The 12,984-nt window shown below is 58.5% G+C and carries 10 protein-coding genes; 4 read left to right on the top strand and 6 right to left on the bottom strand.

The features are described from left to right. Nucleotides 1-11: 11 nt before the first annotated feature. Both G505_RS22325 and torR read left to right on the top strand, forming a co-directional pair. Nucleotides 12-530, top strand: a complete 519-nt coding sequence (locus G505_RS22325; protein WP_051215892.1) for a hypothetical protein — start codon at nucleotides 12-14, stop codon at nucleotides 528-530. Nucleotides 531-685: 155 nt separating this feature from the next. Beyond that, nucleotides 686-1,405, top strand: a complete 720-nt coding sequence (gene torR, locus G505_RS0104760) for a two-component system response regulator TorR (RefSeq protein ID WP_035385079.1) — start codon at nucleotides 686-688, stop codon at nucleotides 1,403-1,405. Here the strand turns inward: torR and torT are convergent. Beyond that, nucleotides 1,375-2,346, bottom strand: a complete 972-nt coding sequence (gene torT, locus G505_RS20585; RefSeq protein ID WP_051215891.1) for a TMAO reductase system periplasmic protein TorT — start codon at nucleotides 2,344-2,346, stop codon at nucleotides 1,375-1,377. The genes torR and torT overlap by 31 nt on opposite strands. A 77-nt stretch (nucleotides 2,347-2,423) precedes the next feature. Here torT and torS point away from each other — a divergent pair, with 77 nt between their 5' ends. Beyond that, nucleotides 2,424-5,204 carry a TMAO reductase system sensor histidine kinase/response regulator TorS gene (gene torS / locus G505_RS0104750; RefSeq protein WP_028108537.1) on the top strand — a complete coding sequence of 927 codons (2,781 nt, stop codon included), beginning with the start codon at nucleotides 2,424-2,426 and terminating at the stop codon, nucleotides 5,202-5,204. 36 nt (nucleotides 5,205-5,240) lie between these two features. Here torS and G505_RS0104745 read toward each other — a convergent pair whose 3' ends face one another. From G505_RS0104745 to G505_RS0104725, 5 genes are all read right to left on the bottom strand, one after another. Then, on the bottom strand, nucleotides 5,241-5,891 hold the full coding sequence (locus tag G505_RS0104745) for a TorD/DmsD family molecular chaperone (protein ID WP_028108536.1): 651 nt from the start codon (nucleotides 5,889-5,891) through the stop codon (nucleotides 5,241-5,243). Nucleotides 5,892-5,959: 68 nt separating this feature from the next. After that, the gene (locus tag G505_RS0104740) at nucleotides 5,960-6,595 is read right to left on the bottom strand and encodes a DMSO/selenate family reductase complex B subunit (RefSeq protein WP_028108535.1); all 636 of its coding nucleotides are present in this window, start codon (nucleotides 6,593-6,595) and stop codon (nucleotides 5,960-5,962) included. Nucleotides 6,596-6,607: 12 nt separating this feature from the next. After that, a complete protein-coding gene (locus tag G505_RS0104735) occupies nucleotides 6,608-9,028 on the bottom strand; it encodes a DMSO/selenate family reductase complex A subunit (protein WP_028108534.1) in 2,421 nt (806 codons plus the stop codon). Between the two features lie 58 nt (nucleotides 9,029-9,086). Next, a complete protein-coding gene (locus G505_RS0104730) occupies nucleotides 9,087-11,060 on the bottom strand; it encodes an MtrB/PioB family decaheme-associated outer membrane protein (RefSeq protein WP_028108533.1) in 1,974 nt (657 codons plus the stop codon). 12 nt (nucleotides 11,061-11,072) lie between these two features. Next, nucleotides 11,073-12,002 (bottom strand): DmsE family decaheme c-type cytochrome, encoded by a 930-nt coding sequence (locus tag G505_RS0104725; protein ID WP_028108532.1) that lies wholly within the window; start codon nucleotides 12,000-12,002, stop codon nucleotides 11,073-11,075. A gap of 423 nt (nucleotides 12,003-12,425) precedes the next feature. On the opposite strand from G505_RS0104725, the gene G505_RS0104720 reads away from it, so the two are divergent. Next, the gene (locus tag G505_RS0104720; protein WP_028108531.1) at nucleotides 12,426-12,971 is read left to right on the top strand and encodes a sugar O-acetyltransferase; all 546 of its coding nucleotides are present in this window, start codon (nucleotides 12,426-12,428) and stop codon (nucleotides 12,969-12,971) included. The last annotated feature ends 13 nt before the right edge of the window (nucleotides 12,972-12,984 follow it).

Below are 12,984 nucleotides of genomic sequence, written 5' to 3'. Positions count from 1 at the left end.
GGAGAATCCTTATGAAAAGAACATTAATCGCGTTAGCTCTGGCTAACCTCGCCCTGGTGGGTTGTGGCAGTGACGACAACAACAATGATGTTGAAAAGCCGCCAGTTGAGCCACCCAAGGAAGAGACCGTTGCCATCGGCGATGCCACTACCATTGCGGTTGCTGGCGTAGCAGTAGACGACACCAGTGGTGTGGTGACCTTTACCCTGGCGACCGATGAAGGCACTGCCATCACCGGTCTGGCGGCAGACACTGCGACTGTGTCCCTGAAGTATGTGGGCATGCAGGCTCCTGCGGAGTGGAAGCATATGTCCGATAAGATGGGTCTGCCAGGTCACGAAGCCAAGGTGTTTGACTGCGCTGGCGAGACCTGCAACATCGCCATCGTAGAGGGCGAAACCAAGGGCAGTTACACTCTGACTCCAGACAACTTTGCGTGGTCTGCCGAGCCTCAAAGTGTTAAGAGCTTGATTTCAGTAGCAACCGAAACAGTCACCGTTGACCCCATCCTGGTAGACAGTGGCGCATAACAATCATCATTGCTGAAAACCTTAGCCGGCCCTTGTGGCCGGCTTTTTTGTGACCAAACGATTATGCCGCAACTCCCACTTTCTGCTCATACCACTTGAATCTGCCTCCGCCAGCGATAAAGATCCTTTACAGGATTATTACATTGGACCCACAGATGAATCAGACAGGACAACGCATTCTGGTGGTGGAGGATGACCCGGTCACCCAGCTGCGCCACGCTGGTTACTTCAAGCAGGCCGGGTATATCGTGGATACCGCCGACAGTGCCGCGCAGATGCGGGAGCGGATGGCCGCCAATCAGTATGAACTGTTGTTGCTGGACGTGAACCTGCCTGACGAAGACGGCATGATGCTCACCCGTATGCTTCGATCCGAGTCCAATGTCGGCATCATCCTGGTGACCGGGCGATGCGACTCGGTGGATAAAATTGTTGGCCTGGAGATGGGGGCCGATGACTATGTCACCAAACCGGTGGAGATGCGCGAACTGTTGGTGAGGGTTAAAAACCTGTTGTGGCGCATGAGTCTGGTGAAAGGGCCTGATCAGCCGCTGGGTGACGACAGCGAGTGTCATTTTGCCGGATGGCGCTTCTCAACCGCCAGTCGTCAGTTGTGGCGGGGCGGTGAGCAGGTCAAGTTGACCAAGGCGGAGTTTGAGTTGCTGCACGCCTTTGTGTCTCACCCACAACAGGTGCTGCCGAGGGAACGGTTGCTGAATCTGATCTCTCACCGTGTCGATGCGCCTAACGACCGCACTGTGGATGTGCTGGTCAGGCGCCTGCGGGCCAAGATGGAGCAGGGGGAGGGGTATCCGACGCTGTTCGTTACCGTTCACGGTGAAGGTTATCTGTTCGGGTCGGCGGTCACTTCGTAGACCGGCATAAAGCCGGGACTGGAGAGGCTGTCGTCCACCAGATCAAGATGGTAGCCCGGGGTCAGACTGATGATACTGGGTCCCAACACCTTGGGCAGGGTTTCGCCCTGCTGCCAGCGGTGAGCCGCGTCGATGGACATCTTGCCCTGAAGCCGCATCTGATCCGAGTTGGCCATCAGGATTTTGCCCCTGAGCAGGGCCCGGTAGACGCCGTGGGTCAGGTAGCTGCTCAGGAGCTTGGTTTTCCCCTCTGCCAGGGGTTGGCGAAGTTCGTTGACCGCCACCTCCGTCGAGACTGCGCCGCCGATGATCAGTTCGGGCACCGGGTTGGTTGCCAGGTAGTCTTTAAGCAACTGTCTCTGTACGGCCGCACTGTTGCTACCGTATAGCTCGCCCACAACCTGCAGCCGGTCTGGCTCGACGGCGTCACCCACTCCTTTGTTGATAAACTGGTTGCCACCTCGCCCGCGAGGACCGTACATGATCAGGGTCTTTACTCGGCTGTGAGGCTTAAAGCGGTTGTTGATATACAAACCGAGGTTTTTGCCCATTTCATACCAGGACACACCGACAGTGGCGATCACCGAATCCGGCTCCACCTGGTTGATGACCGCCACAGTGGGGGTCTTATTCAACTGGCTTTTGATTCTTGAATCAATTTGATAACTGACGCTGCCCAGCAGTACCAGGTCGGCGCCCCAGGCTTGGCACTTGTAGAACTGCTCCACCTGAGTATCCTGGTTGGCGTACCCGCCAGCTTCCATCACCTTTAGCGCCATCCCATACTCCCTGGCCCGCTCTACCATGCCCTGGTTGACGCTGATCCAGTAGCTGTCTTTCAGGTGGGGGTAGAGAGCGCACACTTTGAAGGGGGCAGCCTGTCCTTGCTGGGCGGCAACAAACAGTGTGGCAAATAGTGCGGCACGAGATGGGGTTAACACAGGCCATTACCTGATTTGGGGTACACTGTAGTTAGTGTATCAGAGATGCTGCTGTCGCCTTGAAACTCAATCGATTTTTGCCTAGTCGCTCACTCACTGCCAAGTTGCTGCTGGCCTTCCTGGCGCTGGCTTCATTGTCCGTGCTCTCCTCTCTGGTCGGGTGGCTTTCCCTGTCCGAACTTAAAACCGGCCATGACGCCCTGGCGCAGCGGGCGGTGCCGCTGTTTAACCAGAGTCGAACCCTGGCCGAGTTGGGGGGGCGCATTGTGCTTACCGGTCAGTTCCTGACCCAGGTGGACGATCCCGCCGAACTGATTCGTACCGAGCAGCGATTGAAAACCGATATGGATGCCCTGAACCGTCATATTGGCGAGTTTGATCAGTTCGGCCCCAACAGCCAGGTGAGTGCCCCCCTGTTGTCCACCAGTGAACGGATCGAGGCGCTGTTGTCGGAGCAGGTGCAGCTGGTGGGTGAAAGGCTGGCCCAGGAGCACAATTTCAATCAGGGGCTGGAACGGATCAATCAGGTTGCCCTGGATATGGCCGACCTGGTGGACTCTCAGCTGGCCAACGCCGAAACCGCCATCGTTGCCCGAAGCATCGGACTCTATGAGAGCGGGCCGGAGCGAGTGCGCCACGCCGACGATCTCATCGAAGTGGACCTTCTTCAGCTGCGGCGCATGAGTGAACTCAAGTACAACCTGGTTCGTCTTCGCCAGCAGTTGGTGCTGTTGCCCCAGGCAACCGATCAGCCGTCGGTTGACGCGCTTGGGGAAAAGTTTGAGGTTTTGAGTCGTTACCTGCCATTGATGATTCAGGAGGTCAGGGATCCTGAGCGCCGCAAGGCGATGGAGTCGATGATGACCCGACTGGCTGAAGGGCTTGAACTCTATGAATTTCGGCGTCAGCAGCTTACGTTTGCGCCAAGGCTGGTGGCGTTGAGCGGCCAGGTAGAGCAGGAGTTTGCCCGGCTTAATAGTCGAATGGACGACCTGCTGCTTAGAGCCAACAACGCCATCAGCGATGCCGGAAAGCAGGCGGATGAAGCGTTTCGCTGGTCCCAGATCACCCTGGTGGTGCTCGGTCTTCTGGCACTGGGGGTCGGCCTGCTGTTGGTGTGGCAGGTGGTGCTGAAGGATGTGGTGGTGCGCATCAACTACTACACCAGTGCACTGCTGTCTCTGTCTGAAGGTAGGGTGAACGTCGAGGTGACACCCAAGGGTGAGGATGAACTGAGTCGCCTGGCCGGTGCCATCCAAACCTTTAAGGAGAACGTCATTGCCCGGCGTAAAGCGGAAGCCGAGCTCAGGCACCAGCATAAAGTGCTGGAGCAGACGGTTTCCGAGCGCACCGTTGAGTTGTCGCTGGTGAACCGTAAGCTGGCGGAGCAACTCAAAGTCTCCGCCAAGGCTACCGAGGATGCCGAGGATGCCAGCCGGGCGAAGAGCAGCTTCCTGGCCACCATCAGCCATGAGATCCGTACCCCAATGAACGGCATCCTGGGCATGGCGCAGCTGATGGAATCGGAAAACCTGACCACCAAACAGAAAGGTCAGTTGGCGGTGATTCAGCGTTCCGGCGAATCGTTGCTGGAGGTGATCAACGATGTGTTGGATTACTCCAAGATTGAAGCGGGCGAGTTGGAGCTGGCGGCGGCACCGTACGATCTCATCAGTTTGGCCGAAGAGGTGGTGGATACTTTGGGCCCCGTTGCCCTGGGCAAAGGGCTGACGCTTGAGTTAAACGTGGAGAATGACCTGGCTGCAGCCTATCTGTGCGATCGCGCTAAGGTCCGACAGATCATGATGAACCTGGCTTCAAATGCAGTGAAGTTCACCTCCCATGGCCGCGTCGATCTGTCCCTGGCCATCAAGGCAGGCCAGGTGTGTTTCCAGGTGCTGGACACCGGGCCCGGCATTGAGCCTGGCCGTCAGGAAGCGATCTTTGAACCTTTTCGGCAGGCCGACGCACACCACACCCCTGGCGGTACCGGCCTGGGTCTCTCAATCAGCCGCCGACTGGCCGAGGCCATGGGGGGCACCCTGACCGTCGACAGTCAGACCGGTCAGGGTGCCATCTTTACGTTGTTGGTGGATCTGCTTCCCTGTGAGGCGCCTCAGAGGGGGGTAAGTCAGATAGAGATGCCACCAGCCGGGTACCTGTTGGTGGTGGAGGACAATCCCACCAACCAACTGGTGATCGGTGGATTTCTCGAGAAATTGGGGCAACGGTATCTGTTGGCGTCAGACGGCAGGGAGGCTCTGGAAGCCCTGGAGCAGGGGCCATTCGATCTGGCCCTGGTGGACATCAACCTGCCGGACATCAGCGGCGAACTGCTTAGGCCTCAGTTGGTGGAGCACCACCATCTCGAGTATGAGCGGACGCTTCCCTGCCTGGCAATGACCGCCCATGCCTTCACCGAACAGGTTGAGGCATTCATTGCCAGTGGATTTGATGGCTTTATTGCCAAACCCCTTAAGTTGGAAGAGCTGGCCTCGGTGCTCTGTGGTCAGTCTAAAGTGTGCCTTGCCAGGGAAGAGCAGGGTCATCACGAACTGCTCAACCGGAAACAACTGGAGCAGGACCTGTCTGTACTGGGTGGTGAGACCCTGGCAACCATGTGTAACCGATTCCAAACGGATGCCGAGCAGTTACTTGCCTGTGAAGATGAGCAGTGGAAAGGGGCCATTCACCGCCTGAAGGGCGGCGCAGGGGCGGTGGGTATGAGCGCCCTGGCCCAGGCCTGCGCCGAGCTGGAGCTCTCCGGTGATTGGGGGGAAGCGTCGCGGGAACAGCTCTCCCTACTGTGTGAGGCCAGTGTCCAGGCGTTTGCTTGTTGGCTTAGACAAAAAGGCTGACCGGGAAACGGACGACCCGGTCAGCAATAACGCACTCTATTGGAAGAGCTGCAGGGAAAGGGGAGAGATATCCAGCTCCTGCGTCAGTCCATCGAGCAGGCTAGAGATAAGCAGGGCGATACCTTGATAATAGGGCGTGGTGGCACCCGCCAGCATAAGCTCGCAGAAACGGTCGCTCCAGGGTAACAGGTGATCTCGCAGCAGGTCTTCGGCGACTTTTAGCGGTACACCATTTTCCTGTTTGAGCTCCTCAGCCAACAGGCTGCCCAGAACCGACAGCATCAGCCCAATGTGGTCGATGGGCTCTTTGCTTTGGGTGGAGACCTGAATGCCATGGTGTTGGCAGAATGCGGCAAAGGCCTCGGTAGAGGGGCCGCACAACAGGCGTTTTTCATGAAGGTAGGGTGATCCCCAGGGGATTGCGGTAAGTTCACCTGGCCCCAAAAAAAGCTGGGTGTAGTCTTTCTTCAGCATCGGCAGGAGTGTTTCGTCAGGCTCCTTCAGAGCCTGCTCCAGCAGCGCCAGGCCCCGGCTGCGTTGAGAGTGCTCGCCCGTCTCCGGCCAGCTTTGGGCTACATCATTTTCTCTGAACTGCCCCAAGAGAAATTCGCTGGGCTCAAAGTAGAGCGCGTGGTAGAGGACATTGGCCTGTGCCTGGTAGCAGCTCAGTTGTTCCTGATTCAGCATCGCCTTATCTCACTTTGTTTGTATGGAAAAAAGGGGAGCCGAGGCTCCCCTCCTTGGGGTCTGACGTTTTACACTTCGGCTGAATTTAGTACCTCACCCTCACTGCTGCCACTGGGGCGAGTCAGTCGGTTAGGCGTGATCAGCAGGTTGGGCGAAGTGACGTCGCTGGACGGCATGGGCGCAAAGTTGGGGGCCAGGGCGGCCGGATACTTGGCTTTGAGCTCTTCCATCGGGCCAAAGTCCAGTGCGCGCATGGGGCAGGACTCCACACAGCTGGGCAGCTTGCCGGCTTTGATGCGATCGGCACAGCCGTCGCACTTGGTCATGACGCCCTTGGCACTGTCAATCTGAGGGGCATCGTACGGGCAGGCGCGGGCACAGCTTTCGCAGCCGATGCAAATTGTCGCATCCACCATAACCAACCCGTCCTCGCGGCGTTTGTGCATGGCGCCGGTAGGGCAGGCCTTGGTACACACCGGCTCGGAGCAGTGGTTGCAGCCCAGAGAGGTGTAGTAGGCGAACACATTCTGGCTGACGGTTCCGTCGGCTGACTCACTCCAGGTGCCTCCGCCATATTCGTACACCCGGCGCCAATTGACCCCTACCGGCAGGTCGGAGCGGTCTTTACAGGCGATCTGGCAGGTTTTGCAACCGGTGCACTTGCTGGTGTCGACGTGAAAGCCGTATTGAACATTAGTACTCATTGTAAACTCCTATCAAGCCTTACGGATTTCAACCAGGTTGGTGTGCTGGGGGTTACCCTTGGTGATCGCGGTGGTGCGGTGGGTGGTCAGTACGTTGACACAGCCGCCCTTATCGACGTTGCCGCCCTGGAACCAGGCACCCTGGCCCACAGCCGCCACGCCAACCATGATCCGTGGGGTCACCTTCACCTCTACCTCGATGGTGCCGCGATCGTTGAATACGTGAACCTTGTCGCCGGTCTGCAGCCCGCGTTTGTTGGCGTCGATGGGGTTCATCCATACGGCGTCCTGTACCGCTTCGCGCAGCCAGGGGACGTTGTGGTAGCTGGAGTGAGCACGGCCCTTGGTGTGGTAGCCGAACAACTGCAGCGGGTAGGTCTTCTTGGTTTCGGTGTCCTCATAGCCTTCCCAGGTAGGGACATACTTGGGCAGGGCGGAGATGACGTCTCCCTCTTTGAGCTGCCAGGTCTTGGCTTTCTCGGCCAGACGAGAGGAGTAGATCTCAATCTTACCGGACGGGGTGCCCAGGGGGTTGGCTACCGGGTCCTTGCGGAAATCTTCCAGCACGATGTAGCTGCCGTTGGGCAGATACTTGCGGTGGATACCCTGCGTCAGCATCACCTCTTTCTCCGGCAGATCCGGCGTCGCCGCCTTGGCTTCTGCGTAGAACTGGTTCAGCCAGTCCTCCCGTGACTTACCCTCGGTAAACTCCGCTTCCACGCCCATGCGCTTGGCCAGATCGACACACACCTCATAGATTGGGCGGGCTTCGAACATGGGGCCAACACTGGAGCTCATCTGTACCAGGGTGGCGGTGTCGCCGGCGGAGTAGCTCTGGTAGATCAGGTCTTCGGACTCCAGCCAGGAAACATCAGGCAGCAGGATGTCGGCGAACTTGGCGCTCGGGGTCATCCAGTTATCCACCACCAGGATGAATTCGCACTTGCTCTCATCGGCAATAATCTTGGTGGTCTTGTTGACGTCGGAGTGCTGGTTGATCAGGGCGTTACCGCCGTAGTTGATGATCGCCTTGATGCTGTTGCCCAGCTTGCCATCGCCGTTCTCGTCCAGATCCACACCTTGAACACCGTCGGCCAGTACGGTCATGTTCTCACCGTCTTCGATGGCCTGGGTGAAGGTGAAGAAGGAGATCGCCTTCTTCACCGGGTTGGAGCCGGTGGGCATGAAGGGCGCGGTCAGGTAGGAACCCTTACACAGGCCACCGCAGTTGGTGCCCGGCAGACCCAGTTGGCCCAGCAGGATGGGCAGCATGTAACCGGCCCGGGTGTTGTTTTCACCGGCGGCCTGACGGTTCAGGGAAGCGGCAATCTGGATGAAGGGCGCTTTGGCGTCGGCCAGTTCACGGGCCAGTTCCACGATGATGTGCTCTTCGATGCCGGTGATGGCGGAGGCCCAGGCCGGCGTTTTGGCATTGGCACCCGGGGTTAGATCACCAATGGTGGTGTTGTCCAGGATGTAGGCTTTGTAGCTCTCTTCATAGCCTACGCCGGCGGGCATGGTCTTCTCGTCATAGCCGACGCAGTAGCTGTCCAGGAACGCCTGGTTGACGCGGCCTTTGGTGATCCACTCGAAGGCCAGTGCCTCAAACAGGGCGGCATCGGTACCGGGACGGATGGCGATCCACTGGTCCTCTTTGCCCACGGCGGAATCGGTGTAGCGCGGATCGATGATGATGGTCTTGAACTGCTTCTGACGCTTCTGCATCAGGAAGTCGTAGGCTTCACCGGAGCCACTCATGCGGATCTCGGAGGGGTTGTAGCCCACCATCAGCACAAGATCGGAGTTTTGCATCTCGGAGACGCTGCTGCCTTGCCAGCCAGGACCGGCAGAGCCGTATGTCTGGCCCGCGGCTTCATAGATCTGAGACCAGCTGTAATCGCCATAAGCGTTCAGGTAACCGCCCTTGAGGTTCATCAGCCGGTACAGACACTGCTTACCGGAGAAGTGATAACGGGCACCGGAGTTGTAGGTGAAGTGGATGGACTCGTTGCCATAGTTGTCGATGGTGGCCTGCAGCTTTTCCGCGACCAGATCCAGGGCTTCATCCCAGCTGATGCGTTCGAACTGGCCGCTGCCACGGGGGCCGACACGCTTCATGGGGTACTTGAGACGATCCGGTGCGTAGACCCGCTTACGCAGGGAACGGCCACGCAGGCAGGCACGGACGTCGTGGTTACCGTACTCATCTGTGGTGGTGAACTCAGACTCGATGCGGGTGATGATGCCGTCGCGGCTGTATACCTTAACCGGACAGTTGGAGCCACAGTTCACCAGGCAGGCACTCCAGTTGAGTTTTTCCTCAACGGGCAGCACTGGCGGTGGCGTGGTTTTGGCGGACTCGGAGCTACAGCCGGTAACGGCGGCTGCGGCACTCATTGCGGCGCTCATTTTTAGAAAATTGCGGCGTTCCATAAGTTACCTCTTTTCTTTATCTGGGGGAGGGGAGCGTTCTCCCCTCCCTCCGGTTCGTTCACAAGGAGATGGAGTAGCTCAGCATCAGCTGATGGGCGTTGTAGTTGTGGTCCAGGTCACCCAGGGTGACCAGGCCCTCTACCGCGTCCACGGCTACGCTGGCGTAATCTGTGTCGTAATAGCGCTCATAGCGGTAATCCAGGCGCAGGTGGCTGCGCTCGCTCAGACGGTACTTGGTAAACAGCCCTACAGAGTGGCTGTACTGGTAGTAGTCGTCGAACTGGCTGTTGGCCGCGCCGCTGTTGCTGGATTGGCTGTCGCTGTTGGCGAACAGGTAGTCGCCGCCCACAGTCAACTTGTCCTGAAGCAGGCCGGCATATTCGAAGCCCGCGCCCAGGGAGACAAACTCATCGTTGATCTCTGCATTCCAGCCGTCGCCGCTCTGGTCCGCATCGATCCACTGCTGGCCGGCAAAGCCGTACAGAGACAGTTGCTTATTCACCAGGTAGCTGATGGCCAGTTGGTAGCCGTAGTCGGTGGCGCCGGTCAGGCCCAGCTCGGTGTCGGTGTAGTCGTCGTCGGCAAACTGCAGCTTCAGCTCCACCGAGAGCGACGCCATGGGTTGGTGGCGAAGCTTCACCTCGGCTTCGATGCGGTCGCGATCCGCCAGGTGGTACTTGCGCAGCAAGGGGTTCTCTTCGCTGGAGCTGAGATCGTTGGCCTGGTAGCGGCTGCCGTCGCGCTGGCTGATGCCGCCTTTGAGCTCCACTTTCCACAGGTCCAGGTCGGTCAACTTCAGGCCGGCCCACAGCTGATGCTCGTCGGTGGTCTCCCGGGCGCTGTGGCTGCGCTCTTTGCGATCGAACTGGTAGCCGGCATCCAAACGGTAGCCCTTGGCCAGGCGGTACTGAACCTTGGCGCTGCCACGGGTGTCTTCGCGGTCCAAGAGCACGTTCTCTGACACCAGACCGGTGGTGGCATTGAAGTCGTACTGGGGAAACTCGAAGCTGGAGCTCTGGTTGTCGCGCTCGCTGTAACGACCGGCCAGCTGAACCCGAAGACGGTTGGTGGCCATCAGGGTGTAGCGGGCGTCCATATCCAGGGTGTCCACCTGACCATCCCAGCTTTGAATCGGGCTGGTCTGGGCATTGACCAGGGCGCTGTCCTGAATCATCCGGCCCAGGGAAACACGGCCATCGAATACGCCGCTTTGGCCTCGGAGATTACCGGACAGGGTGACCTGGTGCGCCTCGTTATCAGGCTCGGGGGCCAGCAGGCTGCCGTAGGTGTTGTGGTACACCTCCTGAGTGTCGTTGTCGTAGACGCTGCCCAGGTAGGAGAGGGCGGCCAACCAGTTATCGCCTGCCACACTGGTGGCGGCGGTCAGCTCGTCGCTGCGGCTGTCTACCGGCTTGGCCAGATTGACCGGGCTGGGGGTGGCCACAGAGACCACCTTATGGCCCTGCTTCTCTTCGGTGTGGTAACCCAGGTCGCCTTCGACACTGAAACCGGCCAGATCGGTGGAGGCGCTGATGCCCAGTGAGATGCGGTTGCGCTCGATGCCCAGTACCGGTGAGTAGGGCTGTCCGCCGACCAGCTGATCACCGCTGAAATAGTAGGGGGTCGCCGCCTTATCGCTCTCCAGCTTGTTGAGCTGCCGGTAGTCGGCATAGAGTTCGACGGTGCCGTTGCTTGTGGAGAGGGCGGCATCGCCGTTGTCCAGACCTAAGTTGTGGGCGGTGGCGGTGGTGCGCCAGCCGTTGTCGCTGTTAGCGGTAACCCGGCCATTGAGGGCGCCAAAGGCACCGTCCTCTTCCTGGCCCAGGGCGTTACCGGCGTGGACATCATCCAGTTCGGTATAGCCGGCACCGATGGCAATGTCGCCACTGACGCTGGACGGGGCGACGCAACGCTTGCACTGCCAGTTGTCGGCGCTGACCTTGTCGGTGTTGGCCTTGGACAGGCTGAAGTCGGCGGCCAGTGCCGGAGTGGCGGCGGTCAGTATCGCCAGGGTGATGAGATTGAGTTTCATGAGTCTCTCCCCTTAGCGCTGAAGCGCTTTGCCTTGTGGATGGTTGGAGCCGTGCACCTGGGTGTGGCAGTTCAGGCAGCTGCCGCTGGCGGTAAAGGCAGAGTCACCTTCGGCGCCATAGGGGCGGCTGGCGTGGACATTGCCGCTGTGACACTGCTGACACAGCAGCGGGGCACGCGCCTTGAGCAGGTTGTCGTTCATGCTGCCGTGAGGGGTATGACAATTGCTGCAGTCGTCGATGACCGGCTCGTGTTCCCACAGCTTGGGGCCGCGCTTATCGGCGTGACAGCTGTAGCAGGTGTCATTGAGGCTGATGCGATTGAGATCGGCGTCGGTCTGGCTGCCGTGGGGGTTGTGACAGTCACTGCACTGCATCTCATCCCACTTCATCGGGTGGCTGGAACGCTGATGCATCTGCATCTTCTGCTCGGTGTGACATTGGGTGCACACGCCATTCTGGGCGGTTTTCTCCAGGATGGGGTCGTTGGCCACGTGCACCTGGTGACAGCTGGCGCAGGCCACCTCCTCCAGGTTGTGGGTGGAGGCATGCCAGCTCTGACGCTCGGCGTCTTCATGACAGCTGAGGCAGACGCTGTTCTGAGCCTCGGCGGAGGCCATGGCATCTGGGCCGAAATCGATCATCGGTTCCTTGCCGCCACGGTTATGCTTGCCCTGAGGGCCGTGGCAGGCTTCACACTGGAGTCCGGCCATCGGGCTGTTCCCGGACGTGGTGCCGTGGACACCATCGAACAGGGCCATCACCTTGTCGTTTTTCTTGTGGCACATGAGGCAACTGTCTGCACCCTTGGTGGAGTAGTTGCCCTGATTGAACTTATCAATCAGTGTCTCCATGACCGCATCCTGGCCCTGGTCGCTCCAGGGAGCGGCACCGGTACCGAAAGCGGTGGAGACCAACAGTGCGACTAGCAGAGGACGTTTCATCAGTATCACTCTCTTGTCTGCTTGGGGTTGCGGGTGGTCACCTGAGTGCCACCCATCGGTTTTTGATGAGTTCAGAATAGGGAGGCGGTGTGAATAAGTTGGGCAGGGATGTGAAAGATGAAGAATGGGATATGAAAAAATATGAACAGATGCCGGGATAGTGTGAGTTAAGCCAAAGTTTTGACGCTTTGGCTGTTTTTTGAATGCCTGACAATGTTCAGAACCGTGAACTACCTCAATAGGAGTAAGTGATCTTTTTTCTGGTAAATAGAGCGGTTGATGGTTGAGTGAGAGGCGTTCTCAGTCAGGAGGCTGCCATCATAAATAATATTAAATCAGAGAGTTAAACCTGCATTGTTCGCGAAGGCTTTCCTCTAAGGTATGATGTTGTATTTCCAGATGTACTCAGGAGTTAGGACGAGCATGACCGAGTTGGAGAAGATGAGGGCGGGAGAGGTGTACTCCATGTTCGATGATGAGTTGGATCTGATCAGGGCCAAGGCCGAACGGCTGATCTTCCAGTTCAACCATGAACCGGACCGGCAAACACGCCGGGGCTACCTGGAGGAGTTGGGCGTCGATATGCACCCCAGTGCTCATATCCAGCAACCCTTCACTACCTGTTACGGCTGTCACATCAAACTGGGCGCAAACAGTTTCATCAACTGGGATGCGGTGATCCTCGACCACGGCGGTGTCACTATAGGTGAGCAGGTGCTGATCGGTCCCAAAGTTCAGATCTACACGGTAAACCATGCCCTGGATGCCACGGAGCGCGCTGCCGGTAACGAGCAGGCCCAACCTGTGGTGATCGGCGATCGTGCCTGGATCGGCGGTGGGGTGATCATCCTGCCCGGCGTCACCATAGGTAAAGAGGCCATAGTGGCTGCCGGTGCCGTGGTAACCCGTGATGTGGCTCCGGGGGATCGGGTCGGCGGCAATCCCGCAAAATCATTAGCCAGGAAATAAGAAAGTCAGAAAT

Origin of the sequence: Ferrimonas futtsuensis DSM 18154 (assembly GCF_000422645.1) — a bacterium.
In the GTDB taxonomy this organism is placed as follows: domain Bacteria; phylum Pseudomonadota; class Gammaproteobacteria; order Enterobacterales; family Shewanellaceae; genus Ferrimonas; species Ferrimonas futtsuensis.
The sequence above is the reverse complement of the archived record's forward strand: the minus strand, read 5'-3'. Positions and strand labels throughout refer to the sequence as shown.